The sequence below is a fragment of the Arthrobacter sp. D1-17 genome, assembly GCF_054130535.1.
Genome location: NZ_CP096382.1, coordinates 951,606 through 976,407 on the forward strand (window position 1 = coordinate 951,606; position 24,802 = coordinate 976,407).

Annotated in this window: 20 protein-coding genes and 1 pseudogene; 16 read left to right on the forward strand and 5 right to left on the reverse strand. The window is 55.9% G+C overall.

The annotated features are described in order from the left end of the window. Window positions 1-232: 232 nt before the first annotated feature. The gene (locus tag M1E01_RS04475; protein WP_457973905.1) at window positions 233-1,726 is read right to left on the reverse strand and encodes a polysaccharide biosynthesis tyrosine autokinase; all 1,494 of its coding nucleotides are present in this window, start codon (window positions 1,724-1,726) and stop codon (window positions 233-235) included. Between the two features lie 629 nt (window positions 1,727-2,355). Here M1E01_RS04475 and M1E01_RS04480 point away from each other — a divergent pair. The 12 genes and pseudogenes from M1E01_RS04480 to M1E01_RS04535 form a co-directional block, all read left to right on the forward strand. Then, the gene (locus tag M1E01_RS04480) at window positions 2,356-4,032 is read left to right on the forward strand and encodes a polysaccharide biosynthesis protein (protein ID WP_457973906.1); all 1,677 of its coding nucleotides are present in this window, start codon (window positions 2,356-2,358) and stop codon (window positions 4,030-4,032) included. Continuing rightward, complete coding sequence (locus M1E01_RS04485; protein ID WP_457973907.1) at window positions 4,025-5,158, forward strand: DegT/DnrJ/EryC1/StrS family aminotransferase; 1,134 nt, start codon at window positions 4,025-4,027, stop codon at window positions 5,156-5,158. Before M1E01_RS04480 ends, M1E01_RS04485 begins: the two co-directional genes overlap by 8 nt. Then, on the forward strand, window positions 5,158-5,805 hold the full coding sequence (locus M1E01_RS04490) for a sugar transferase (protein ID WP_457973908.1): 648 nt from the start codon (window positions 5,158-5,160) through the stop codon (window positions 5,803-5,805). Before M1E01_RS04485 ends, M1E01_RS04490 begins: the two co-directional genes overlap by 1 nt. Next, window positions 5,802-7,046, forward strand: coding sequence for a glycosyltransferase family 4 protein (locus M1E01_RS04495; RefSeq protein WP_457973909.1), 1,245 nt, complete (start codon window positions 5,802-5,804; stop codon window positions 7,044-7,046). The genes M1E01_RS04490 and M1E01_RS04495 overlap by 4 nt, the downstream gene beginning before the upstream one ends. 3 nt (window positions 7,047-7,049) lie before the next feature. After that, window positions 7,050-8,111, forward strand: a complete 1,062-nt coding sequence (locus tag M1E01_RS04500; protein WP_457973910.1) for a polysaccharide biosynthesis protein — start codon at window positions 7,050-7,052, stop codon at window positions 8,109-8,111. Continuing rightward, the gene (locus M1E01_RS04505) at window positions 8,108-9,214 is read left to right on the forward strand and encodes a polysaccharide biosynthesis C-terminal domain-containing protein (protein WP_457973911.1); all 1,107 of its coding nucleotides are present in this window, start codon (window positions 8,108-8,110) and stop codon (window positions 9,212-9,214) included. The genes M1E01_RS04500 and M1E01_RS04505 overlap by 4 nt, the downstream gene beginning before the upstream one ends. After that, complete coding sequence (wecB, locus tag M1E01_RS04510) at window positions 9,211-10,341, forward strand: non-hydrolyzing UDP-N-acetylglucosamine 2-epimerase (RefSeq protein ID WP_457973912.1); 1,131 nt, start codon at window positions 9,211-9,213, stop codon at window positions 10,339-10,341. The genes M1E01_RS04505 and wecB overlap by 4 nt, the downstream gene beginning before the upstream one ends. 20 nt (window positions 10,342-10,361) lie before the next feature. Beyond that, window positions 10,362-10,877 (forward strand): acyltransferase, encoded by a 516-nt coding sequence (locus tag M1E01_RS04515; protein ID WP_457973913.1) that lies wholly within the window; start codon window positions 10,362-10,364, stop codon window positions 10,875-10,877. 133 nt (window positions 10,878-11,010) lie between these two features. Beyond that, window positions 11,011-12,222, forward strand: coding sequence for a lipopolysaccharide biosynthesis protein (locus tag M1E01_RS04520; protein ID WP_457973914.1), 1,212 nt, complete (start codon window positions 11,011-11,013; stop codon window positions 12,220-12,222). A 54-nt stretch (window positions 12,223-12,276) separates the two neighbouring features. Then, window positions 12,277-13,407: a glycosyltransferase family 4 protein gene (locus M1E01_RS04525; RefSeq protein WP_457973915.1), complete on the forward strand. Its 1,131-nt coding sequence runs from the start codon at window positions 12,277-12,279 to the stop codon at window positions 13,405-13,407. 145 nt (window positions 13,408-13,552) lie between these two features. Next, window positions 13,553-14,707: a hypothetical protein gene (locus M1E01_RS04530; protein ID WP_457973916.1), complete on the forward strand. Its 1,155-nt coding sequence runs from the start codon at window positions 13,553-13,555 to the stop codon at window positions 14,705-14,707. A gap of 296 nt (window positions 14,708-15,003) precedes the next feature. After that, a pseudogene (locus M1E01_RS04535) lies at window positions 15,004-15,171 on the forward strand (IS1634 family transposase); the annotation flags it as partial. A gap of 202 nt (window positions 15,172-15,373) precedes the next feature. On the opposite strand, the gene M1E01_RS04540 reads toward M1E01_RS04535, so the two are convergent. The 3 genes from M1E01_RS04540 to M1E01_RS04550 all read right to left on the reverse strand — a co-directional run bounded on the left by M1E01_RS04540 (window position 15,374) and on the right by M1E01_RS04550 (window position 19,134). Next, the gene (locus M1E01_RS04540; RefSeq protein WP_457973917.1) at window positions 15,374-16,534 is read right to left on the reverse strand and encodes a transposase; all 1,161 of its coding nucleotides are present in this window, start codon (window positions 16,532-16,534) and stop codon (window positions 15,374-15,376) included. A gap of 147 nt (window positions 16,535-16,681) precedes the next feature. After that, complete coding sequence (locus M1E01_RS04545) at window positions 16,682-17,854, reverse strand: glycosyltransferase family 4 protein (protein WP_457973918.1); 1,173 nt, start codon at window positions 17,852-17,854, stop codon at window positions 16,682-16,684. Between the two features lie 11 nt (window positions 17,855-17,865). Next, on the reverse strand, window positions 17,866-19,134 hold the full coding sequence (locus M1E01_RS04550) for a nucleotide sugar dehydrogenase (RefSeq protein WP_457973919.1): 1,269 nt from the start codon (window positions 19,132-19,134) through the stop codon (window positions 17,866-17,868). Between the two features lie 253 nt (window positions 19,135-19,387). Here M1E01_RS04550 and M1E01_RS04555 point away from each other — a divergent pair, with 253 nt between their 5' ends. Then, window positions 19,388-20,032, forward strand: a complete 645-nt coding sequence (locus M1E01_RS04555) for an acetyltransferase (RefSeq protein ID WP_457973920.1) — start codon at window positions 19,388-19,390, stop codon at window positions 20,030-20,032. Window positions 20,033-20,074: 42 nt separating this feature from the next. Here M1E01_RS04555 and M1E01_RS04560 read toward each other — a convergent pair whose 3' ends face one another. Continuing rightward, window positions 20,075-20,539 (reverse strand): Lrp/AsnC family transcriptional regulator, encoded by a 465-nt coding sequence (locus M1E01_RS04560; protein WP_457973921.1) that lies wholly within the window; start codon window positions 20,537-20,539, stop codon window positions 20,075-20,077. Window positions 20,540-20,698: 159 nt separating this feature from the next. Between M1E01_RS04560 and pdhA the strand changes: the two genes are divergently transcribed. The 3 genes from pdhA to M1E01_RS04575 are packed head-to-tail and all read left to right on the forward strand — an operon-like array spanning window position 20,699 to window position 24,574. Further along, window positions 20,699-21,961 (forward strand): pyruvate dehydrogenase (acetyl-transferring) E1 component subunit alpha, encoded by a 1,263-nt coding sequence (gene pdhA / locus M1E01_RS04565; RefSeq protein WP_457973922.1) that lies wholly within the window; start codon window positions 20,699-20,701, stop codon window positions 21,959-21,961. Beyond that, window positions 21,958-23,070 (forward strand): alpha-ketoacid dehydrogenase subunit beta, encoded by a 1,113-nt coding sequence (locus tag M1E01_RS04570; protein WP_457973923.1) that lies wholly within the window; start codon window positions 21,958-21,960, stop codon window positions 23,068-23,070. Before pdhA ends, M1E01_RS04570 begins: the two co-directional genes overlap by 4 nt. Window positions 23,071-23,074: 4 nt before the next feature. After that, window positions 23,075-24,574, forward strand: a complete 1,500-nt coding sequence (locus M1E01_RS04575; RefSeq protein ID WP_457973924.1) for a dihydrolipoamide acetyltransferase family protein — start codon at window positions 23,075-23,077, stop codon at window positions 24,572-24,574. Window positions 24,575-24,802 lie beyond the last annotated feature (228 nt).

The window sequence follows — 24,802 nt, forward strand, 5'->3', positions numbered from 1 at the left end:
CGGCTTGCAGTTCAGATCGTATCTCCGCAGCCCTATATGTAAGGCACCCGACTGCGGCGAGTATCGCTAGGAGCAGACCAGCGCAGACAGCGGCCAGGATTACCCGCCTGCGGTGACGGTTCAGGCGCTGACGGGCCCGGCGGGGTGTACCCAACTTGTGCTTACGTAGGGCACTTTGAAATTCAAAATCCATTGAATCTAAACCGCGATGGGAACCGATAGAAATGTTGTTCTATCGGCCACTTCGGTCCCTACCGCTGCGGAGCCTCACCGGAGACTCAGGTCTGCCGTGAACGATTTCATCGAAACTTTCGCTGGAGACTGTTTCTGCCCTATCTGGCAGCGGAGAGACCGCTGCTTCCGAGGCCGCGGGACCGTTTTCGTAACTGTAGTATCTGTATGCGTAGGCATCGGGCCCCTTCGAAGGCAGGCGATTCAGAACTACGCCGAGGACATCGGCGTGCACCATGCGAAGAGCGGCCAAGGACTTTTCGAGATCTGTCGTGCGCACTTTCTGAGTGCCGACAACAACGACGACGCCGCCCACTTGCTGGGCCAGGACTGCAGCGTCTGTTACGGGTAGTAGTGGAGGTGCGTCGATTACAACTGCATCGAAGGTAGCTTCCAGTTTTGTTATCAGCTCCTTCATTAGGTCAGACCCCAAAAGTTCGCTGGGATTGGGCGGTACCTGACCAGCAGCTAACACGTATAGTTCATCGGAACCCCAAGGTTGCAGTAAGTCTTCTACGCTCGCTTGACCCAGCAGCGCGGTTGTCAGGCCGGCGCCACGCTCTAGTCCGAGGTACTCAGCCACCATTGGCCGACGTAGATCAGCATCAACAAGTGCGACAGTCTGGCCAGCTTGGGCAAGAGCTATTGCAAGGTTCGTTGCCGTGGTGCTTTTGCCCTCGCCAGGTAAGGACGATGTCATCAAGACCGTCTTGGACTTGTGACTTACATGGGCGAACTGAAGATTTGTCCTCAACTGACGAAATGATTCAGCACGAGGAGATTGAGGAGCGGCTTGGGTGAGGAGAGGTTTTTTAGTCGCGTCCGAGTCGAAGCTGATTCCACCAAGTATTGGAGCGTCCGTTATCCGACGAAGGTCAGCTTCGCCTCGCACCCGCGTGTCAAGCACCGAGCGGAGAATGGCCAATGCCACGCCTAGGGTGATTCCGACTAATAAGCCCAAAATCAAATTCAGCCGCACATTAGGGGAGGAAGGCGCAGCAGGAGCTGTCGCAGGTGTGATGATCGACAATTTTACAGGGGAAGCGTCGGCGCGGGAGGGCCGCTCTAACTCATCAACTGCATTGATGAGACTTGCAGCGACAGCTTGCGCAATTGCAGCGGCCTGGACAGGGGACTCGTTTGCTACAGAAATATTGATGAGCACTGTTTCGGCATCTGACGTCGCTGTGATGCTTCCCGCTAGTCCCTGCGGCGACATGTTTAGGCCAAGACCATCTATGACTGGCTGAAGCACAACGGGAGTTCTCACCGTTTCTACATAGGACTGAACTCTGGCCTGCGTGAAAATATTGCCTTGATTCAACTCAGAGACAGTGCCCGAGCTTTGGAGGGCGACGAATAGCTTCGTTTCGGAAGTATAAACAGGGCGTATAAGGAGGGAAGCAGCGCCGGCCCCTAGTGTGCCAATGAGTGCGCAAGCCAAAACCACCATCCAGTTTCGCCGCAGAATGCGCAGGTAATCCTTCAGCTCCAAAATCGAGCCCCTTTCGGATATGTGGTTTTGTGACCAAGTTGCACCCATCCTACCCGGTGAGGCTGGAAGCCAACGGGCATGATGGCCCGGTTGAGCCTACGGAGATGACCTGCGGATCTTGCAATGAAATGGCATTAGAGCAGCATAGGACCACTTGTCGGGACGTAACACTGCTTGGCAATCCCGCGGCATCTCTGGACTTCGGCCTGTCCAGCCGCTGCTCGTCCATGCCACAAACTCAAGAAGGCCCGCTTCAGTCGTCATCTTGTCTTCAACATGGGTCGACAAGTTCCTACGGCCAGTTCATAGCCCTGGAGGTGCTTTAATGAACTCGGATCAAGCGCTTGTACCCGGGCCGTGACGTTGCCGCTCCGGTAGCTCGGTACGTGGAGTAAGCAGGGCTGTTGGCCTGCTGGGCCAGCCGAGGCGCTCGCCAGTTATTAGTGTGGGGGAATTCTGTGGGAACAATAAAGGAAGCTGCGCGCAGGCATTCGAACGCCAGCTTCGCTGAGCGATGGGCGCATCGCGTCCTTCAGTATGCTGTAGACGCTGAGGCTTGGATAATCGCCATAACTTTTGCCGTCTTGTTTCGGTTTGATTTTGTTGGGAGCCGCGTCGACTGGCTTTCTGTGGGCATCATTACCCTCGTCGCAATTTTGATGCAGGCTGCCCTTGGCTGGCTCTGGGCCCTATATCGCGGTCGTCACCAGCAGGGTGCCTTTCATGAAGCTCAGACTCTTCTCGCTACTGTTCTAAGTGTCGCCGGCGTGCTATTTCTCGTGAACTTGCTTTTTATCAGTCCCGCTGGCCTGCCACGCAGCACGGCGCTGGTGGCGTTACCGGTTGCCTTTGTTCTGATGGGCGGAAGCCGATATCTCCAGAGGCTCGTTATGGAGCGGAAGGCGCGACCCCGCGAATCCGCCCAGCGAACCCTCGTATACGGGGCTGGGCAGACCGGCGCATACCTTGTTAGACGCATGCTGAGCGATTCAACGTCGCCCTATATACCTGTGGGCTTGATCGATGACGATCCCCACAAGCGTCATTTACGTTTGTCAAACGTGCCTGTTCTCGGCTCGCACGCGGATTTGAAGAGTATTGCGGAGCAAACACAAGCCGTAGCGCTGGTACTCTGCATCGCCCGAGCGGATGCCGACTTCATCCGTTACGTTTCAGACAAGGCTGATGAAGCTGGCCTGCGCATGATGGTACTTCCGCTGCTGTCAGAGATTCTGCAGGGTGGCATGAAGCTCGGAGACCTGAGGGATGTTGCCATTGAAGACATCATTGGCCGTCATCCTGTTAACACCGAAGTAGAGTCAATTGCCGGCTACATAGCTGGAAAGCGTGTACTGGTCACCGGAGCAGGGGGATCTATTGGATCTGAGTTGTGCCGACAACTCTCCACTTTCTCGCCAAAAGAATTGATCATGCTAGATCGGGACGAATCTGGTCTTCATGGAGTCCAGATGACGGTATCGGGGCATGGTCTTTTGGATAGCAACGACGTTGTATTGGCGGACATTCGGGACTCAGCTTCGATCCTGGAGATCTTCGAGCGCCGAAGACCGGAAGTCGTCTTCCACGCCGCGGCGCTGAAACACCTCCCCATGCTGGAGCAATACCCCGAGGAAGCATGGAAGACGAACGTCATCGGAACTCTAAACGTGCTCATGGCTGCGCGAAGCGTCGAAGCGGAGACCTTCGTCAACATCTCTACCGACAAGGCGGCCAATCCCACGAGCGTGCTTGGCCACTCCAAAAGGGTTGCAGAAAGACTGACCGCTTGGTGCGCGGCAGAGACGGGCGAAGCGTATCTGTCGGTTCGCTTCGGAAACGTGATCGGAAGCCGAGGATCAATGCTTCCGACGTTCATAGCCCAAATCGAAGGCGGGGGTCCTGTCACCGTTACTGATCCGGACGTGACCAGGTTCTTCATGACCATTCCCGAAGCTTGCCAGTTGGTCATACAGGCGGGAGCGATTGGGCGGCCGGGGGAAGCGCTGATTTTAGACATGGGGCATCCAGTCAAAATACTCGATGTCGCGAAACGAATGATCGCCATGTCCGGTCGCGATGTGGAAATCGTGTTTACAGGACTACGTGAAGGGGAAAAGCTGCACGAAGAGCTGTTGGGCGTCTCGGAGACCGATGAGCGCCCGTTTCATGCGCAGGTTACTCATACGTCCGTGCCCCCGCTAAATGCTTCAGACCTCGATCACAAACGATGGCAGGAAGGCATTGTCCGTGTAATCGACGCTCCACAGCCTTATCTTGCCTCGTCTCTAGGAACCCAAAATGACTAATCGCATCCATATGTCTTCCCCCGACGTTTCAGAGGTCGAGGAAGAATACGTTCTCCGCGCCCTGAGATCGGGCTGGATCGCTCCACTTGGACCCGATGTTGATCAGTTCGAAAATGAAATGGCAGAGCGAATCGGGCGTCAACATGCAGTGGCACTGAGCTCCGGAACCGCGGCGCTCCATCTAGCTCTTTTGGCCCTAGGTGTCGGGCCTGGTGATGTCGTGCTCACTTCGACCATGACATTTGCTGCAACTGCCAACGCAATCAAATACACAGGCGCTGAACCTTATTTCGTCGACTGCCTTCCGGAAACCGGCAACATGGATCCAGCTCTGCTGAACGAAGCTCTGAACGCACTGCGTTCGTCGGGGGAGAGAGTAGGGGCTATCGTTCCCGTCGACCTGCTGGGCAAATGTGTGGACTACAGCACCATAGAGAACTTGGCCGAGGAGTTTGGCGTTCCGATTGTGGCTGACGCCGCAGAATCGTTGGGTGCTTCACACGCTGGCCGGGCGGCGGGCGCTTGGGGGGAGTCCGCTGTTTTTTCTTTCAATGGAAACAAGATTATGACCACCTCGGGGGGCGGAATGCTCCTAACCGACTGCAGCAATACCGCCGCCCAGGTTCGTTACTTGGCGACGCAAGCGAGACAACCTGTCGTTCATTATGAGCACACTGATATCGGGTTCAATTACCGGTTGAGCAATCTATTGGCGGCGCTAGGTCGAGCTCAGCTAACCAGGTTGGATGGTATGATCGCCCGACGGGCGGAGCATCGGGAATATTACGCCGAATTGTTTTCCGACGTGGAGGGGGTCACGATCTTCGGCGGGCTTGATCAGGAATTCGACAACTACTGGCTTACTTCGGTCTTGGTGGATCCTGCAGTCGCCGGCTTTGATTCAATGACGCTGAGTGCGGCGCTGGCGATGGCTGACATCGAGAGCCGTCCTTTATGGAAGCCAATGCACCTGCAGCCGGTTTTCATGTCCTCCCGCTCGCTAGTGAATGGGGCGTCACAAAGACTTTTTGAAACTGGACTCACACTACCAAGCGGATCGGCTCTGTCTGCTGAACAGATCCATGTAGTGGGCAGTGCGATACAGAAGTTTCTTGGGGGCCAGTAGTGAATCGCATCGTACCAGCACAGCGCGGACTTGCTTTAAAGAGAGTGATTGACGCGACGGTAGCGGGCTTGGGCTTGATGCTCACTGCCCCGCTGCAGTTGGTCGTCGGATTGATGGTCTGGAAAAAACTCGGCCGGCCCGTTTTTTTCCGTCAGCCACGGCCTGGACGTGACGGAGAAGTTTTCGAGTTGATTAAATTCCGATCAATGCTGCCTGTTAGCGAAAATCAGGGTTTGGATGCCGATGCCGAGCGACTGACTCGTTTTGGAAAAACATTGAGGTCGACCAGCCTAGACGAATTGCCGACTCTCGTGAATGTACTTCGTGGCGACATGAGCATTGTCGGACCTAGGCCATTGTTGGTGGAATACCTTGATAGGTACAGTCCAGAACAGAAAATGCGTCACGCGGTGCGTCCTGGTATCACAGGTCTTGCGCAAGTGCGGGGTCGAAATGCGCTCACTTGGGATGAGAAGTTTGCACTGGATATTGAATACGTGCAGCGGCGAAGTTTGGCTTTAGATATACAAATCATTCTCGAGACGGCAGTGTCAGTGCTTTTCCGCAGGGGTATTACTGCAGCCGGTAGCGCGACAATGCCCGAGTTCCGGGGCGAATGTGCTATGGATGCGGAGGACACACCATGAATTCGCCGCAGCTAAGCCGTGGGCAAGTAGGGATCTTGTCCCAGTGGTACGCTCCCGAGCCAGTCTTAATTCCTAAGTCTGTCTCCGATTCATTGGTGGCCGATGGTTATGCGGTCAGAGTACTAACCGGCTACCCCAATTATCCGGGAGGAGAGCTCTACGCCGACTACAGTGCCAGCGCAGCAGAAGCCACCGACATAGACGGTGCCCGTGTATTGCGGATCCCAAGTTTTATGAGTCACGACCAGCGTGCACCCAGACGGATCAGGTCATTCCTAAGTTTCGCTCGGAATTCCGTACGTCACAGGCGCTTTCTTAGGGACTGCGATGTGTTGTACGTGTATGGCACACCGATGACAGCGGCGGCAGCTGCCTTTATTCTTCGGGTTGGAAACAAAGTCCCATACGTGATTCATCTTCAAGACCTCTGGCCTGAGTCGGTAGTTGACTCCGGCATGATCCGATCGCGTTCGTTGAGGTGTATTTTGCAATTTGCAATCACGGCCTCTCTACTGCCCCTGTATCGTGCCGCAGAGCACATCGTGGTTATCTCCCCTGGGATGAAATCCACCCTTATTCAACGCGGCGTGGACGCAGATAAGATCACTGTTCTCCTGAATTGGGATGCCAGCGAACTCGACTCGGAACCACAAGACCCAGTCTCTGATAAGGCGGGACCAGGTATTCATTGTGTCTATGCCGGGAACATCGGACAGATGCAGGATGTCAACACTATAATCCGCGCCGCTGCAGAGGTGCAGCATGAGCTGGATCTTGACGTCTCCATTTATGGTTCCGGCGTGGCGGAAGCAGAGGCACGGGCACTGGCTGACGAACTTGATGCACGAAATGTTCATTTCATGGGGCGAGTATCTCTCGACGAGATGAAATCCGTTTACAGACGCTCCGACTATCAGTTAGTCACCCTGAAGGACCGCCGTGTGTTCGGCATGACTATTCCCTCAAAGTTTCAAGCCTCAATGGCCAATGGAGTGCCGGTCATAACAACGGTTCCCGGTGATTTGGCTAAACTTTGCTCCGATAAGGATGTGGGCTTAGTGGCTGACCCTGAGGATCCGGATTCATTGGCGGATGCATTTAGGCAGGCTGCGAGCCTGGGTCGTGCTGGAAGGGAAAACATGGCAAACAAGGCAAGAAGTTATTATAAAGAAGCGCTGTCTGCAGACAAGACCCTTTCTGCGATTAAGGCGATTCTGTTTCAAGCAGCGAAAGCGGAGTAGAACATGTCAATTAAGAAGAATGAATATGCGGGCAAGAAGCTGCTCATTACGGGTGGAACCGGATCCTTCGGGCATACAGTGGCAGCTAAGCTCTTGGATAGTGATGTTGAGCAGATCAGAATCTTCAGCCGCGATGAAGCTAAACAGGATGCAATGCGTCACGAAATGGGAGACTCTCGACTCAAGTTCTACGTCGGCGATGTCCGTGATTACGACAGCGTGGCCAAGGCGAGTCGAGACGTCGACTTCGTGTTCCACGCCGCGGCTCTGAAGCAGGTACCTTCGTGCGAGTTCTTTCCCATGGAGGCTGTACGAACTAACGTCGTGGGTAGTGAAAACGTGGTTCGTGCGGCGGATGCAAACGGCGTCAAATCAGTGGTCTGTCTCAGTACGGACAAGGCAGTGTATCCGGTGAATGCGATGGGTATGAGCAAGGCGCTGATGGAAAAAGTAGCGCAGTCGCATGGCCTCAACAACCCAGAGACTCGGACGGTTGTGTCATGTGTTCGCTACGGAAACGTAATGTACTCACGTGGCTCAGTGATCCCACTGTTTATCCAGCAGATTAAGCGTGGTAAGCGCATAACCGTCACTGACCCGGCTATGTCACGATTCCTTATGTCTCTTGAAGATTCGGTAGATCTTGTCGACTTCGCCTTCCATAATGCAACGCAAGGCGACCTATTCGTTCGAAAGGCTCCAGCGTCTACGATTGGTGACTTGGCTGAAGCAGTGTGCAATTTATTCGAAGTCTCGCCAGACATCGACATAATAGGCACACGGCATGCAGAAAAGGCATCGGAAGCCCTTGCAAGCCGTGAGGAGCTCACGCGTGCCGAGGACATGAATGATTACTTTAGGATCAAGGCTGACAACAGGGATCTGAACTATAAGCTGTATTTCACGGAAGGAATTCGTGAACAGTCGTCCTACGTAGATTATGATTCGCATACAACAGCCCAGCTGACGGTCTCCGAGATAGAAAGCTTACTGCTCACGTTGCCGGAAGTTCGCCAGGAAATGTCTGCGTCCGGCCTCTCCGCCAGATTCGAGCACGCGGTATGACGCTTTCAGCACAACGTGTTGCCTTGAGTGGCGCCCATGGCTTTCTAGGATTTCACACTCGGGCAGCCCTCCAACGGAGAGGCTACTCAGCCGACATCGTTCCTGTGGGAACGGCTTTCGATGAGGCTGCAGCCTTGCGAGCAATAGATGGTGCAGATAGGTTAATCCACCTTGCAGGTGTCAACCGCGGTGAAGATGTGGATATTGCCGAAGGAAATCTGCGCTTTGCTAAGCAACTGTCCCGGGTTCTTGCTGCCTGCAAGAACCCGCCTCCCCTGATCGTATATGCTAATTCGATACAGGCTGGCAATGGGTCTGTATATGGGCAAGCAAAACAAGCAGCGGCCGATGCGCTTGAAAGGGCAGCCCTTGATGCAGGAGTCGAGTTCTTAGACGTTCTGCTCCCCAACCTTTTCGGTGAGCATGGAAGGCCATTTTACAATTCTGTGACGGCAACTTTCTGCCATTTACTGGCAAGAGGCGAAAGTCCTCAGATTCGGCAGGATAGCAGGCTGACATTGCTACATGCGCAGGATGCAGCGGAATTCATGATTGGAGTCAAGCCGATTGTTCAGATGGAAGAATGTGTCTCTGTACTTTCTGTCTCCGATCTACTAAGGCAACTCACTGACATCTCGCAGACTTACCGAAGTAGCTACATTCCACCTCTAGCTTCTGCTTTCGATCGAGATTTGTTCAACACTTATCGTTCTTTTCTCCCCCCTTCCGAAAGGCGCATGCAGCTCAGTAAGCATGCAGATGCTCGTGGTGCCTTCTTTGAAGTCGTAAAATCGGAAGGCTCGGGCAGCCAAACCTCGTTTTCAACCACAGTGCCAGGCGTTATTCGCGGGCAACATTTTCACACGCGCAAAGTGGAACGTTTTACTGTGTTGGCGGGGAAGGCGAGAATATCGATGAGGAGGCTATTTAACGATGAGGTTCTTTCATTCGACGTTGACGGATCTAACCCCGTCGCAATAGACATGCCAACTCTCTGGGCACACAATATCGAAAACGTCGGCTCGGACTTGTTGTACACGTCATTTTGGACCAATGAGATCTTTGATCCAGCAGCCCCTGACACTTTCCCGGAGAACGTATGAAAGATTCAAATAGGCTAAAGGTTCTGACTGTTGTCGGGACCCGCCCAGAAATTATCCGTCTTGCGGCCACCATGAGGCGTTTAGATCGGCATACCGACCATATTGTGGTTCATACCGGACAAAATTATGACTATGAGCTCAACGAAGTCTTTTTTGAGGATCTGGGGCTTCGGCGACCTGACTATTTCTTAAATGCAGATACGGCGTCTCTGGGGTCGGTTCTGGGCTCAATCCTCATTTCAATGGAGGAAGTCCTGCGCAAAGAACAACCAGACGCGATGGTTGTTTTGGGGGACACCAACAGTTGCATCTCGGCTGTCATGGCGCGGCGTATGAAAGTCCCCGTCTACCACATGGAGGCTGGTAATCGTTGTTTCGACGAAAATGTTCCTGAGGAAGTAAACAGACGGCTGGTAGACCATGTGGCCGACTACAATCTCGTTTACACTGAGCACGCCAGGCGTAACTTGCTGAGGGAGGGGATTCATCCCTCGCGAATTCTCTTGACAGGATCCCCGATGCGCGAGGTGCTGGAAGCCAATGCCGGCGCTATTGAAGCCAGCGACATCCTAGTTCGGCAGGAATTGAAGCGTGGGGAATACTTCCTGGTTAGTCTTCATCGAGAAGAAAATGTCGACAATCCCGCGCGCCTTGAAAGCGTGCTTCGCGCACTCACTGCTTTGGCGGAAAAGTATGTGTTGCCCGTTTTGGTATCTACTCACCCCCGCACGCGTATACGTCTTGAAAGTCAGCCCGAAGACGTCAAGAAGGGCCTTCTGTTCCATCATCCTTTTGGCTTCAACGACTACATAGCACTTCAGAAATCGGCAAAGCTCGTACTCTCGGACAGCGGCACGATCAGCGAGGAATCGGCGATTCTAGGTTTCCCCGCGGTAACCTTGCGTGATTCTATCGAGCGACCGGAGTCTCTGGACACCGGCCTGATTATTACTACGGGTGTTGAGGCTCAAGCCATCCTGGATGCGGTTGAAATGATAATGGCTGAATCCATGGACGAGATGCACCTTGTGCCGGATGACTATCTCGTACGAAATACTTCATGGCGAACCGTTAATTTCATTCGTTCCACTGTTCATAGCCATCAAGCGAGGGCAGGTTTGAGGTGAGCGCAACCTTTCGCCGAGCCATGTTGCATGTTGTCAACATAGTCTCTGGTTTGCTTCCGCAGACGCATGCCTACCGCGCTAGGGCGTTCCTATACTGCTTATGCGGTGTCGATATAGCTACACATGTGCGGATCAACGGCGGTGTTGTAATACAACATTCCAATGTCAGCATTGGTGCTGGAACCTGGGTGGGCCGACGTACAGAGTTTGTTGCGACGAGAGCGGCCGCAGTTGTTATCGGTGCCAATTGCGATATATCCCAAGATGTGCTGTTCATAACCGGCAGTCATGAGATCGATGGTTCCGAGCGAAGAGCTGGACCCGGGGTGAGCCGGCCTATATCTGTCGGTGACGGTTGCTGGGTTGGAGCCAGGGCGACTTTTCTGGCTGGAAGCGGTGTAGGTGCAGGTTGTATAGTTGCCGCCGGGAGCGTTGTGCGGGAGCTTTTCCCTGATAACGTTCTCTTGGCGGGCGTGCCAGCGAGAATTGTGCGGGAACTAGAGCTGGTAGAAACAACCAGCCCAGCCGATGGCTAGACACCGCAAAGTTTCTAATGGTTGGTTTTCGGCTGCTGGCTCGGTATTGCTCGCTCGCATTTTCTCGTTGGTCGCCGCCGCGATACAGCTTCCGATTCTCACGCGGTTTCTTGCACCATCTGAATATGCGACAGTGGCAATTGCGATGGTGTTAGGCACATACTTCAGTCTCGTAGGTGCTGAATCAACTATTCTGCCGTTTCAAAGGTATCCAGGATCGCGTCGGGACAAAGCGAACTATGAGTTTGCTTTCCGATGGCTTGTGGTGGTGTTAGTTCTGCTCGCTGCTTTGGTGTCCATCGCTGGTATTCCTTTGGGCGCTTTCGGCCTCGCGTTTGGCATAGCCGGATGGGGGCTAGGCCTTGCTGCTAATCGGTTCATTGCCACCGTATGGCTGATGTGGGAGTCTCCTTGGTCGTACGCGGGAAGCCTCGTCTTAGGAACCGGACTTCGGACTATTGCAGTTACAGCACTTGTAGTCGCGGGGGTGGATGGTGTCTTTGCTGTCGGTGCGGCTGGGCTAGCCTCTGCTGTTGGTGCCCTTCTCATCGCGCCCCGCGTGCGGTTTGGCGTCGCTAAAATTGGTAAGCCCTGGGCCTTCAAAATGGGTGTTTCGTTGGCCCTCGGATCGATAGCGTTCACAATGATGTCGAATTTCGGTTTGTTGGTTCTTCCCGTTCTCGTAGATCAGCGTCAAGTGGGTCAGTATGCGGCGATGGCTCAACTAGTGACTTTGACAGTCGGGGCGCTGTTGGGATTGGGGAGCACTATCCTCTACCCCCGTCTACAGAAATTGTGGAACTCTGGCCGTGAGGAGCTGACCAAGCGGCTGGTCGGTCTCCTTTGTATATTCGCAATCGCCTTGGGTCTAGTCGGCCTCATACTGATCAGACTGGTTGGAAGTGAACCCCTGAACTTCTTGTTGGGGGATGACTACGTTGTTCTGCCAGTTCTTCTGATCCTCGTTGCGGGCACAGTCGCCAGTCAGCTAGGCCTGTTTGTGTCTTGGGTACATACTTTGATGGTGCAGTCGCACTTAATACGTAATTCCGCGGTGTTGGCAACGCTCTTCGGATGCTTAGTTACTCTACTGCTTGCTCACCTGTTCGGGATGAGCGGCGCCGCGGTTGGGACGCTTTTCAGCTTTACTCTGTACGGAATGTTGATGCTTCGCTCTGCGGGCCTTGATTTATCTGTCCTGGTCATGCTCTTATTTTTCATCTTGTCCGTTATTGTTTCTGACCTGGTTTCTGCTTTAGTTCAGGTTACTGTTATGAGCCTTGTGTTACTGGGGGCGATTGGGCTATGCATAAGGGTAATGAGAAGTATTCGGTTGCTGTCCTGAGCGGCCAGGGATGCTGAATATCCAGTACGCACTAATATCGTTGGGTTCCATTTAATGAACATTGTATTTTGGCAAAACTCGTTTTCCATACATCAGGCACCCCTTATCCGCGCATTAGCAGGGGACGAAAGAAACAACATAGTTGTTGTTACTGAGACGGACGTAAGTAGCCGACGGTCCAACATGGGGTGGGGTGTCGGTGACTATGGGAATGCGGAAGTCGTTCTTGGGCCAAGTGATACTGAGCGCTTCGAACTTCTAGAGCAATACAGGACGAGTGCCTTCCATGTATTTTCAGGGTTTGGTGTTTACAAGGCGACTACCCGGACAATGAACAGGCTCATGAGTGGCGATCATGGACGGATTGCAGTGGTCAGCGAATCGTGGGAAGCTGGCGGTTTCCGAGGAAAGGCTAGAGCGCTACGGTATCGGACTTCTGCGATTCGCTTCTCTAAGAACACAGACTTTTTTCTGTGCATTGGTGCCCACGCCGCCCGCCAGTTTTCCCAGCTTGGAGTGCCAGAACATAAGATATACCCTTTTGCCTACTTCGTTGACGGCGTGGAAAGTCAAACCTACGAGCCCAGACGCACCCAAGGCGTGGAGCTTTTATACGTTGGGCAGTTGGCGCCATGGAAGGATCCGGCAATTCTCCTAGGTGCTCTAGAACGCGTTACAGCTGGCAACTGGCGACTCAAAATTGTTGGAGAAGGTGAGCTCTTGTCCAGCCTGCAGCGGTCGGCGGCGTCTGCAGCGCTGGCCGACCGTGTGACGTTTCTTCCCTACCAGTCCAACGACATTGTGAGGACCATGATGCGGGATAGCGATGCCCTGGTTCTCCCTAGCCGGTATGATGGCTGGGGAGCGGTTGCGAACGAGGCACTGCAGGCTGGGACTAGAGTTGTTATTTCGAGCGCCGCCGGTGCGAGCCAAATGGTGAGTTCGAGAATGCAAGGATGGAAGTTCCAAGCCGGCGATGTTGTTGGTCTCGCAAAAATTCTGGATGAGGTTATAAACTCGGGGACTCAAGCCGCATCAGAACGGAGTCAATTGGTTGCATGGGCAGACCATTCGATTTCACCTACGGCCGGTGCCCGCTATTTGGAACAAATATTGTCAGATTCTCAATCCAGCGGAGGCCTTATTCGTGCGCCATGGATGGCACCGGATGATCCCACTACCTAGCTGCTTTGGCGCTCCTGGAAGGCTGATGGGGATTCTGGTCGCGGTGGTTCTAGCTCTCTGCCTAGGCGGGTTATCAGCTCTGTTTCCATACCTCGCCCTGGTAATGATAGCGGCACTCTGTCTAGGGGCACTTTGGATGGTACGCATGCCGCCGAAGTACTGGATTTTGTTGGGCGTTCTGGCCATATTTGCCTCGTCCTCTTCTTTAGGCGAGAACGGGATCATTTCTGTTCTTGCGCGCATTTCAGGGCTTGGAGCTATCGTTGTTGGTGGTCTGATTGCAAAGGCGCAAAAAGATTTAGGGCAAAAGCGACTCAGCGCTGGGCGGTTCGGAAGTGTGTTGCTGCCACTGCTGTTATTTTTGATTTTCTCTACAATTCCTCATGGCCAGTTCTTCCAATTTGCCGGGTATGTCCTAGGCCTAGTCTTGATGTGGGTTGCACTGTGGGCCTCTACCTACATAGACGTAGATCAGATTAGATACGGATTAGAGCGCGGATTGGCTATCATGGTTGTGGGGTCGCTGATTTCAGGAATTACATTTCCATCCATTGCCGTCGAAGGAGAACGCCTTCGAGGGCTTGCTAACAACGCTAACCTCCTAGGTTTCTACTGCTTTGCCCTGGCCGCCATGGTGTTGCTTGACCGGCGCCGAGGAGTCCGATCTCTTGTTTTGCTGGCGGCATCCATAGCTGCAATCTTTGCGGCGGCCAGTCGTGGAAGCATGCTAGGTGTCGCATTGGTATTCGGTATGAGCGCACTTCTATCTGCTGGTATTTCACGTAAGATCGCTATTGCATGCATTGTCCTCAGTGCGCCCGTTATGGGAATATGGTCCCGTGAGATTGCCCTTATGGATGTAGCGCTTTTTCGAGACAACAACTCTAGAGATACTTCTTTAGCTAATGCTCTTTCTCTGTTCGCTGCCAACCCGTATACGGGAGTAGGAATGGATGACACCCTTATCATCGCTAGCAGTCCGTTACGCGCTCTGGCGTACGCGGGGATCTGGGGCGGTCTTTCGATCCTATTCATCTACATTGGCCTGCTACGACTTTCCCTTCGTGAGAACACGGCCGCTGGCTTATTCTGCATCGCTGCTATTGTACATAGTTTCCTTGAAGGTTGGCTCCTATCGCCGATAAGTCCCTTGTTTACAGTGTTTATGTTCGGTTTGCTTGTCATAATGCGCAGTAACCCGTCGTCTTCGAGAGCAAACCCTTCTGAAGTAGTCCCAACCATGGAAGATTCAAAGCGGATTTGGAGCAGGGGAATGAGTACTAGAAACTTTACGCATTGAGCGGTAGCAGTTGATTCCGGCCAGGTGATAACAACGTCTATAGCTGATACTCCTGACTCGGCTCAGTTACTTAGTGCGTGAGTTTTGAGGGCTCTTCGTAGTCGGTGGGGAATTGAGTTCGTGTCATTGAAGACAAAGGCCCGTGGCCCTGCCGGGATGAGTGTGTCTAAGCATTCAACCTCCTGACTTGGCTCACCGGTCGTGGCTTCATGGTGGACCAGCGCTCTGATTTGCGGCGATGTAATCGAAATGGTGCTTTTTCACGCACTAATGGGTTTTGTTCTAGTGTCACCGGTGTGGCGTTTATCAGGAGGGTGTGGACGGCCTCGGGAGCGACGGCAGTTCAGATCGCCGAGTATTTGCGCGGTCGTCAGCGGATCCTGGAGTACGTCGGGTCGGCGCATACGGAGGCTGAGATCGGCATGCTGCTGGAGTGCGCCCGCGAGTTGCTGGACAACCCGGCTCTTCGTGATTCGTGGGGAAGTGAATCCTTGGAATGAGCGTCATGCCGCCGTCCGGACGGCACTTCTCAAGAGAATAACCGACTTGTAGTTGTTTGGGTTGCCGTACCCGCGCGGTGCGTTTTATGTTTTTGATAGCGGTGTTGTCGGCCTCGACCTTGCCTGTAGTAGCGCCGGTAATGATCAGCGCCTCAATCTCTTTCCATCACCGGCAGACGGTGCGGTAGAGCCTGTTCGACTCCGGCCGGGCGGCAGCCTTGACCAGTCTCTCGAGTTCGGATTTCGCTGCCGCGGGGTCCTCCAGGGAGCCCATGCGCAGCAGTGCCCTGAGCTGTTCCTTGACCTTCCAGACGGCCCGGAGGGTTCCGGTCGGATTGTCGGTGGCGAACACTTCTTCGAGCCTGCGTGCTGCCCTTCCATTGAGTGCGTCCCCGCCGCGCAGGAGGAGCATCCGGTGGGCCCAGGCCTTGTCAACGGCTCGTCCGCGGCGGCCCTTGACCTGCTGGGACAGGTTCTGCCGGTTCTCGGTCACGGCCTGGTTCGCCAGCGAGGTCAGGTGGAAATGATCCACCGCGACAGCGGTGCGGGGAAGCCACATCCGCAACGCCTTGCGGAACGCCGCGGACGGGTCGATCGCGACGACCTGCACTGCCATTCGCCAGTGAAAAGGCCGGGCGAACAGCCAGTCCCCGACACCCGGGTGGTCATGGCCGTCGACCATGCCCAGAACTTGGCCGATGTCCAGATCCACGATCGTCGTCATCCAGGGCTCGAACCGTGTCCAGGTCTTTGATTCCGGGTTCTGAAAATAGCGCATCGAGCGGAAACGGTGCTCGTCGATGCCCAGCATCCTGGGACTGAGCTTGTCCACGTCGGGCAGCCGCAGCAGGCACGCTTCATTCAGCGCCGCCCGCACCTTCCACCAGGACACCGCGAAGCCGGCAGCCGTTTCCGATACGGCCCTGCCCGATCGGATGACCGCATCCACGAGCCGGTCCCGGAGCCGGCTGGTAGAGCGGGCGCGGCGCGGGGCCTGTGGCGTCAATTCGAAGAACGACAACCTGTCGCAGGCCGGTTCTTCGCAGTACCAGCGGTACTTGGACCAAAGCACATTCACGGGCGCCGCAACAGGAACATCGCGGAGCCGCTGGAAGCGCCGCTCCTTCCGCCGGGACACAATGACCCCGCAGCTCGGGCAGCCCGGCAGCTGGTCCCCTTGGATGATGACCTGCCGGCGGCCAGCCGTGGCGGTGGTGGAAATGGCGCGGTAGTCGGCAGGTTGAAGAGGATGGTGGCAGCGTCGGCTGCGACCCCGGTAGGCTCGTTCAAGGCTCGTGGTCCTGTTCCAGGTTGAATGCTTAGACACACTCACCCCAACAGGGCAGCGGGCCCCTTTGTCTTCAACGACACGAACTCAAATCCCATCAACCACCAAGAGCCGCTAAACCGTGAAGGGGCCGGATTGCGGGCTATTTTGGAGTCAACGTGCCAACACGACTCAGTCAGGGCAAGGCTAGCCTTGGGGTTTTAGTTCCTCTTCCGCCTGCAACAGCATGCTGAAGACATGGTCTGCTGCAGAACTTCGGCGCCAACGGTCAAAGCATGCTCCAGCAGCCTCACGCGTTGCCATCCGCTGTGATGGCGACTTGGTGGCGTAGTCTTCTATCGCTGCGGCCCAGCCTTGCACAGTGTTGTCCTTCACTATGATGCCGCCACCAGAGACAATCCGTGAGGTCCAAGGAGTTACGTCGGCACACATCACGGGACAGGAAGCGGACAATGCCTCTGCGATAACATGACCAAAATTTTCTCCGGCGGTCGGAAACATCATTAGGTCATATTTGGGTAGCGCAGCACGGACCGCATCATTTGGGAATGCACCCAAAAATCTCACGACAACGTGATCAGGGAGCTCCTGCGCACGCCGCCTGCACTCGAGTGCATAGTTGAGATCTTCTTCCGGACCGTAAACATCTAGGCTAAGAGGTGCTGTGCATTGTTTCAACGCTTCAAGCAATGTCAGCAAACCCTTGATTCGGACCACCCTGCCTACAAACACTGCCTGTATAAACTCCTGCGGCGTATAAGCTGGAGCCGTAGCCGTCACCGGCAGGTCGGTATCATTTTCCCGTATGACGACTTTCACGTTGTGACCGACTGCGCGGCGGATGTCGGAGGCCTCACGGGAACTCGACGCATGCCAAATTACTTTTTTTGCCATTCCGCAACGCCGATATATGGATATGTAGAGGCGTTTCTTGGCGCCCTTGATCCCCAAGGCACCTGAGCTAAATTCACCGCGAGGGGCTAGAGCGACGCTCTTCGGCCTGAAATAGCCGACGGCTATCATTAATTGAGGCAGTATGGAGAAACGCAAGTTGAAAAAACTACTCAAATAGATGATATCTGGCCGTAATCCCCGCGTTGCCTTCAATGCGGCCACCAAGCATTGAATTTTCGACGCTGATGCATAATACACCGCGACGCCATCATGGCTCGTCCACGAATTATTCTTCACGGGCAAGGGTATTTGCTCGCCAAGATCCGTATCGCTCGAAATAATGGCTGGTACGAACTGTGAAGGGGCAGTCTTTACTAAGGCCGACAGCGACCGTATCGGTCCCCCGCCGAGAAAAGCGGGCAAATAAAAGGCCGAAAAAACGGCAACGCTCTTTGGGGAATTCATCGGTACAGTCATTAGAGAAGGTCAGCTGCGGGACTATTGATTCGATTCCGTGTATCTATTATCGGGGTTCGAGATGATTCGATAAGATGAAGATCGACGTCGTCGTGGTCTGTCACCAGAATGGCGAGATCCAAGGACTCGAGGACGTTCTTCGTCATGGAAATCCGTTCGACTCCTTGAGGCCAGCGGTAGTCCTCTACGTGAGGATCAATTGCGACTAGATCTGCACCGAATTGCTGAAGGAGCTCGATCAACCTCAGTGAGGGTGACTCGCGTATATCGCCTGTGTTCTTTTTATATGCCAAGCCTATGAGGGCGATCCTAGCTCCTCGGACGGCTTTGCCTCGATTGTTTAGGTTTGCAATCACTCGTTGAACCACATAGTCAGGCATGTGATCGTTGATGTCGTTGGCTAGTTCTACGAACCTAAAATTTTGGCCTAGTTTCCTACGCACCTGCCATGACAAATAACTGGGATCTACGGGGAGACAGTGCCCGCCGACACCAGGGCCAGGCGTGAATTTCATAAAGCCAAACGGTTTGGTTCCGGCTGCTTCGATGGCTTCCCATACATTAACGTCAAGTTCGTTTGCGAAAACAGCTAGCTCATTGACGAGGGCTATGTTTACATGCCGGAACGTATTTTCTAGAAGCTTGGTTAGCTCGGCCTCTTTTGGCGTACTTACCGGAACCGTTGTATTGACCAGGCTATCATAAAAGCTTTTGACTCGGATCAAGGATTCTGAACCAATTCCTGAAACCACTTTCGGCGTTTCGACAAATCCCCAGGTCTTGTTTCCTGGATCGATTCTCTCAGGGCTGTAGCCTGCGTAAAAATCGACTCCTGCAGTTAGTCCAGATCCGCCTTCCAGAACCGGTACCAGCAGTTCTTCAGTGGTTCCAGGATAGGTTGTGGATTCAAGAATGACAGTCGCGCCCGGTCTTAAATGAGCAGCGAGAGCCCTGCTCGAATCCTCGATAAATGTCAGGTCTGGAAGGCTCTCCCGCAAAGGCGTGGGAACTGTGATAACAGCAATGTCGAAATTTTCTGCATGGTCGTAACTGGTGCTTGGGAGATAGCGCCCGCTACTTAACGCCGCAGCCAACTCTGTATCCGTGATGTCGTCTACATACGACTTGCCTGCAGCAAGGCTGTCAATACGATTTTTATCAATGTCAACGCCAACGACGTTGAACCCTACCTCTACTGCCCTCATGGCCACCGGCAGACCGACGTAGCCTTGCCCAACAACGACTACGGTTTGTGCTCTCTCAGTCATACTTTTCGCTTTCAATCAGTCAGGCCATGAGTATGAGGGAAAGTCCATCCCCCGAGCCGCAATGTTATCAAGCACCTGTGGCCTTCGTGCATTCGGGGGCCTTGTCCGACTGGGCAAGCCAACCGGAACCGGCTGCAGTACTAGCCGCGACTAATATGAAGCAGAGTCGCGGGCAGACTGGGGTACGGCGTGATGGAGCACTGCCCGGGACGAGGTTTGTACGAAGCTAGCTTTAGCAGATGGGGAGGCAACATTGACAGAGAGACTTGTCATAGTAGGGGCTGGAGGTTTTGGAAGAGAGACCATCGACGTTATTCGCGCCCAGAACCTCGCCAAAGCAAGTCCGGTCTATGACCTCCAGGGTGTTTTGGACTCCAATCCATCCGATCTCAATCTTGGACGGCTTGAAAGATTAGGAGTTCCCTATTTGGGATCCGAGCAGGACTGGTTGAGCAGAGGACGGCCTTCCCAGTACCTCGTGGCCATCGGAGACCCCGAAATCAGGCGGCTAGTCAGCGGCAAGTTTGACGCTGCGGGATGCATCCCAGGGAGAGCTATTCATCCGACTGCGGTAATCGGCTCGGAGTCGACGATAGGGCCTGGTGCCGTTCTGTGTGCCGGTGTCCAGGTATCTACTAATGTGCGAGTGGGGCGCCACGTTCAGATCAACCCCAATGTCACAGTAGGGCACGACGCGGTATTGGATGATTATGTATCCCTGAATCCTGGATCTATCGTGTCCGGCAGCGTGCACTGTGAGTCTCAGGTTTTATTGGGAGCGAACGCGATAATCTTGCAGGGCCTACGAGCCGGGAAAGGCAGCGTTATTGGGGCCTCGGCCTGTGTAACGAAAGATGTCGCACCGTCTGCGGTGGTAAGGGGAGTGCCAGCTCGCTAACCGATCGGGCGGGGAGATTCTTGTCGGCTCGTGCAGCTTTCCTCACCGCGTATCCACATCCTCAAACACCAAAAACGTCTGCGTATCCAGCACCCCGGGCATCGACTGTAGCTGATCGAATATCACCCTCCGCAGGTCCACGTTGTCCACCGCCCGCACTAGCAGGATTACGTCAAAGTCCCCACCTACCAGGGCAATGTGGTGCACCTCAGGAATGGCCCGCAGGAGCTCGCGAAGCTCCCGCCAGGAATGCTGCCGCACCTTGAGCGTCACGTAGGCCGATGACTTCAGTCCCGCTTTGATTGGATCCACTAGGGCGGTGAACTTCGTCAGCACGCCCTCACCGGTCAGCCGGGCAATCCTCGTGTAGGCGTGTGCCCGCGAAATGTGTACGTTCTCGGCCACCTGCGTCACAGACATCCGCCCGTCCCGTGTCAGCTCCGCGATGATTCTGCGGTCTACATCGTCCAGCGGAACCGCCACCTGCTCCGGCTCAGCTCCAGCCATTCGTCTACTACTCCCGTCAGTAATCCAGCTCACACTTGCAGTTCGTCTCTCAGCGTAGGGCAATACCTCAAGATCCTCCACGATTCCGGCAGAGGCTGGATACGAAATATCGCCCGGGGGCATACTGAAGACGAATAGTGGCTAGAGAAGGATGGACCAATGACGATCTCCGCGGACCACACTGCCCGGGACCAGGCAGTACATGCCGGGCAGGCGCCGGAGCAGGGCGAAGACCTGCACCTGGAAGGCGCCGTTGCCGAAGCCGTGCGCAAATTCGGCATCACCGCCGAGGACTACATGCTGCCGGCACGGCACCAGATTCAGATGGTGGACCAGGACGGTAACCTCAAGCCCCACTCCGAACAGGGAACTGAACCGGGCCACGAGTATCCGTTGCCCAGCGACCAGGAACTGCTTGCTGCCTACGAGCAACTTGTTGTTGGCCGCCGGGTCAACGACCAGAACTCAGCCCTGGTCCGCCAGGGCCGGATGGCCGTCTACCCCTCCAGCCACGGCCAGGAGGCCTGCCAGGTCGCGGCCGCCCTCTGCCTATCTGAGGGCGACTGGATGTTTCCCACCTACCGAGACTCCGTCGCCGTCATGGCCAGGGGAGTAGACCCGGTCCAGACCATGACGCTGTTCCGCGGTGACTGGCACAGCGGCTACAACCCGGCCGAGCACAAGGTTGGCATCCAATGCACCCCGCTCACCACCCAGCTGCTCCACGCGGTCGGCGTCGCGCATGCCGCCAAGTTGCGCGGTGAGGACACCGTCGTGCTGGCGATGTGCGGTGACGGCGCCACCAGCGAAGGCGACTTCCACGAGGCCCTGAACTTCGCCGCCGTCTTCCACCTTCCCGTCATCTTCTTCGTCCAGAACAACCAGTACGCCATCTCCGTGCCGCTCGCACACCAGTCCGTGGCTCCGTCGCTTGCCCACAAAGCCGTTGGCTACGGGATGGCCGGCGAACGTGTGGATGGCAACGACGTCGTCGCCCTCCTCGCTGTGCTCGACAGGGCAGTCAAGCTGGCACGCGAAGGATCCGGCCCGCTCCTGGTAGAGGCCCACACCTACCGCATGCAGGCACACACCAACGCTGATGACGCCACCCGCTACCGGCAGGACAGCGAAGTCGTCCAGTGGGTGGCGCGCGATCCACTGACGCGGATGAAGAAATATCTAACGGACAAGGGGCTGCTGGACGACGACGGCGAGTCCCTGATAACACAGAAAGCGGAAGCCATTGCGACTCAGCTTCGCAACGGCCTCAGCGAGGACGTTCCGGTGGACCCGCAGGACCTCTTTAAGTACGTCTTCTCAACTACCACGCCGCAGCTCAAGGAACAGTCCGCCCTGCTCGCCGACGAGCTAGCCCGCGACGCCAGTGCCGGCGCTTCATCCAAAACGGAGGCCCCCGAATGAGCCCCACCATCACCACGTCGTCCGAAGCCAACGGCAATGTCAGTTCTGCAACAGCACGGGCAGCCGCCTCCGCTGCGGCTACGGCGGAGGCGGCCGGCCCGCAGCCCGTAACCATGGCGAAGGCCTTGAACACGGCTATGGCCGACGCCATGCATGCGGACAAGTCCGTCCTTGTCTTTGGGGAGGATGTCGGCATGCTTGGCGGCGTCTTCCGCATCACCGACGGCCTCACCAAAACCTTCGGCGAGCAGCGCTGCTTTGACACCCCGCTGGCCGAGTCGGGGATCGTGGGCATGGCCGTGGGCATGGCCATGAACGGCATGCGGCCTGTTATCGAGATGCAGTTCGATGCGTTTGCCTACCCGGCCTTCGAGCAGATCGCCAGCCACGTGGCCAAGATGCACAACCGGACCAGGGGTGCCCTCAAACTGCCCATGGTCATCCGTGTTCCCTATGCCGGCGGCATCGGGGGAGTGGAGCACCACTGCGACTCGTCCGAGTCCTACTACGCGCACACCGCCGGCCTGAAGGTCTACACCCCGGCCACCGTGGCCGACGGCTACCGGATGCTCCGTGAGGCCATCGACTCTGACGACCCTGTGATGTTCATGGAACCCAAGAAGCTCTACTGGTCTAAGGACCTGGTGGACCTTGAGGCGCTCCGCCGGGAACACGAGGACAACAGCGAACGGGGGACGTCCACGGAAGGCCATGCGGCCGTCGCCCGTCCCGGCACCGACGCAACGCTCATCGCGTACGGGCCGTCCGTCCCCACGGCGCTCGCCGCCGCTGCCGCCGCTGCCGAAGAGGGCCGCTCCCTGGAAGTCATCGACGTCCGCACTTTGGTGCCGTTCGACGACGAGACAGTCGCCGCCTCTGTCCGCAAGACCGGCCGCGCCGTGGTGATCGCCGAGGCACATGGTTTCGCATCTGCCTCCTCTGAGATTGTGGCTCGTATGCAGGAGCGCTGCTTCCACTACCTGGCCGCGCCGATCCGCCGCGTGACGGGCTTCGACGTTCCGTACCCTGCCCCGAAGCTCGAGCATTACTACCTGCCTGGCGTGGACCGCATCCTCGACGCCGTCGACGACCTCCAGTGGGAAGACTAAACAGATGACCGAAACAAAAGTATTCCTGCTGCCCGACCTGGGCGAAGGCCTTACCGAAGCGGAACTGGTGAACTGGCTCGTGTCCGTGGGCGACGAAATCCGCGTGGACCAGCCCATCGCCGAGGTCGAGACCGCCAAGTCTATGGTCGAAGTCCCGTCCCCGTACGCAGGCACCGTTGCAGAACTCCACGGCGAACCGGGCCAGACACTGGACGTGGGCAAGCCGCTCATCTCGGTCACGCCTATCGGAGGTTCAGTGGCGAAGCCGGCCGAGGTGACGGCCGAAACTTACCGCGAGGAAGAGAAGGCAGGCTCCGGCAACGTGCTGATTGGCTACGGAACGCCGGGCGGCCGTGGAGTGGCCCGTCGAACCAGGGCAGGCCGCACATCAGCGCCGTCTGATGGCGCAACAGCCGGTACTGCGCTCACCGAAGCTAAGGAATCAAGGACTGCCAGGACCAGCAGCGGTACAACCAAAATGACCACTGCCGCCGACGACCTCCTGCTGATGCGCACCCAGGCGCCCGGCAAGTTGGGGGCAGTGATCTCCCCGCTGGTTCGCCGGATGGCTAAGGAGCACGGCGTGGACCTGGGACATGTGCAGGGCTCGGGCGAGAGCGGCCTGATCATGCGCCGCGACGTCGAAGCCGCGATCAAATCGCCGGAGGTTGGGCTTGCCGAAACTGAAGCGGGTTCCGTGGCGGAACCATTACCGTTGGCTGAGCCGGCGGAGATCAAGGCCCCAAAAATCGCGACCGCCGCCGACACCGACCCCCGCACCGGCCTCGGCATTGCGAGCCGCACGCCGGTGCGTGGTGTCCGCAAAGCCGTGGCCTCCAACATGAGCCGCAGCCGCACCGAGATTCCTGAAGCGACAGTCTGGGTGGATGTGGATGCGACAGCTCTCGTTGAGATGCGTGCCGACCTGAAAAAGAAAGATGGGCACAACGCTCCCGGCCTTTTGGCCTTCATCGCGCGCTTTGTCACGGCTGGGTTGAAGAAGTATCCGGAATTGAATACGAGGATTATTACTGACCAAAGCTTTGCCGGCGAGGAGCAGCAGGAAATCGTCGCCTTTGACGGCATCAACCTTGGCTTCGCAGCTCAAACGGACCGCGGCTTGGTGGTGCCTTCGGTCCGAAACGCCGAGAAACTCAGCGCCCGCGAACTGGATGCTGAGATCAAACGTCTTACCGCCGTCGCACGGGAGGGCAAGGCGACGCCGGCCGAACTGAGAAGCGGCAGCTTTACGCTGAATAACTACGGTGTGTTCGGGGTAGATGGTTCGGCAGCAATCATCAATTACCCCGAAGTAGCGATTCTCGGCATCGGGCGAATCATCGACAAGCCTTGGGTTGTGAACGGCGAACTCGCGGTCCGGAAGATCACTGAATTGACGCTGACCTTCGACCACAGAGTGTGTGACGGCGGAACGGCCGGCGGATTCCTACGTTACGTGGCGGATGGACTGGAAAACCCGGGAGCGATGCTCGCAGATCTATAACCTGACTCCAGTCGCATTTTAGGGCGCCGCGTCGTCGTTGCCGGCGTCGTGGTGATATACAGGGCAAGTGAAAATATCGTTGCCTTGTGGGGAAGGCGATGGTCCACTGGACTGCCCCCACCAATTTGTTGGTGTCTGTCTAGACTGCCAAAGTGCAACCGGTGCTTGTGTGCCGGGACTCAGCACGCCGTTCCATGGAGGGCCGAATTCTTCCGAGGCGATCTTGGC

Bases quoted from the DNA above. Each gene is read 5' to 3' on its own strand.
- M1E01_RS04485 (WP_457973907.1), top strand. From the start codon at position 4,025: ATGACTAATCGCATCCATATGTCTTCCCCCGACGTTTCAGAGGTCGAG.
- M1E01_RS04495 (WP_457973909.1), top strand. From the start codon at position 5,802: ATGAATTCGCCGCAGCTAAGCCGTGGGCAAGTAGGGATCTTGTCCCAG.
- M1E01_RS04500 (WP_457973910.1), top strand. From the start codon at position 7,050: ATGTCAATTAAGAAGAATGAATATGCGGGCAAGAAGCTGCTCATTACG.
- M1E01_RS04505 (WP_457973911.1), top strand. From the start codon at position 8,108: ATGACGCTTTCAGCACAACGTGTTGCCTTGAGTGGCGCCCATGGCTTT.
- wecB (WP_457973912.1), top strand. From the start codon at position 9,211: ATGAAAGATTCAAATAGGCTAAAGGTTCTGACTGTTGTCGGGACCCGC.
- M1E01_RS04515 (WP_457973913.1), top strand. From the start codon at position 10,362: ATGTTGCATGTTGTCAACATAGTCTCTGGTTTGCTTCCGCAGACGCAT.
- M1E01_RS04525 (WP_457973915.1), top strand. From the start codon at position 12,277: ATGAACATTGTATTTTGGCAAAACTCGTTTTCCATACATCAGGCACCC.
- M1E01_RS04530 (WP_457973916.1), top strand. From the start codon at position 13,553: ATGCCGCCGAAGTACTGGATTTTGTTGGGCGTTCTGGCCATATTTGCC.
- M1E01_RS04545 (WP_457973918.1), bottom strand. From the start codon at position 17,854: ATGAATTCCCCAAAGAGCGTTGCCGTTTTTTCGGCCTTTTATTTGCCC.
- M1E01_RS04550 (WP_457973919.1), bottom strand. From the start codon at position 19,134: ATGACTGAGAGAGCACAAACCGTAGTCGTTGTTGGGCAAGGCTACGTC.
- M1E01_RS04560 (WP_457973921.1), bottom strand. From the start codon at position 20,539: ATGGCTGGAGCTGAGCCGGAGCAGGTGGCGGTTCCGCTGGACGATGTA.
- pdhA (WP_457973922.1), top strand. From the start codon at position 20,699: ATGACGATCTCCGCGGACCACACTGCCCGGGACCAGGCAGTACATGCC.
- M1E01_RS04570 (WP_457973923.1), top strand. From the start codon at position 21,958: ATGAGCCCCACCATCACCACGTCGTCCGAAGCCAACGGCAATGTCAGT.
- M1E01_RS04575 (WP_457973924.1), top strand. From the start codon at position 23,075: ATGACCGAAACAAAAGTATTCCTGCTGCCCGACCTGGGCGAAGGCCTT.